The sequence below is a fragment of the Vibrio fujianensis genome (assembly GCF_002749895.1).
GTDB classification, from domain to species: Bacteria; Pseudomonadota; Gammaproteobacteria; order Enterobacterales; family Vibrionaceae; genus Vibrio; species Vibrio fujianensis.
This window is the reverse complement of sequence record NZ_NBUS01000054.1, coordinates 254,090-254,594: the sequence shown is the minus strand read 5'-3', so window position 1 is coordinate 254,594 and position 505 is coordinate 254,090. Positions and strand designations below refer to the sequence as shown.

Annotated in this window: 1 pseudogene; it reads right to left on the bottom strand. The window is 44.0% G+C overall.

The window, feature by feature from the left end:
• A pseudogene (locus tag B7C60_RS19470) lies at positions 1 to 505 on the bottom strand (hypothetical protein); the annotation flags it as partial.

Below are 505 nucleotides of genomic sequence, written 5' to 3'. Positions count from 1 at the left end.
AACGCCTCGTCCAAATAACAGACCGCTTTCATTTGGTGACGTTTGTCTTGCATTAAGTACAGCATGGCAAGGCCAGTAACTAATTTTGCCATCAATACCGTGCCGTTAGACGCGGCGCTATCAATATCTTCAAATGACTCTTGCTGCTGCCCCTGCTTTGCTACGACAAATTCAAGCCGGAATAAATCGGCTACTCTTAATCCTTGGCGAGCATTGCCCTCTTCAATTAACGTATTTTTCGCCCGCTCTAGATCAGCATCATCTAAAATGCTCGCTTGATCAAACAAATCAAAACTCTGACCACTCTCTGTCTGTTCAGCTTGATGTATCAACACATTCATCGCTGCCACTAGCTGACTTTCCTCAACCGGTTCAATTTTAAACGTTTTTAAATCCGAGAGTTGGCGATGGCTAATTAACCGATTGAACTCTTTCATTTTACTTTGCAAAGCAAGCAGACCACTACGTAACTCCCTTAAGCTCGCTGTCACATTAACCACCGCAG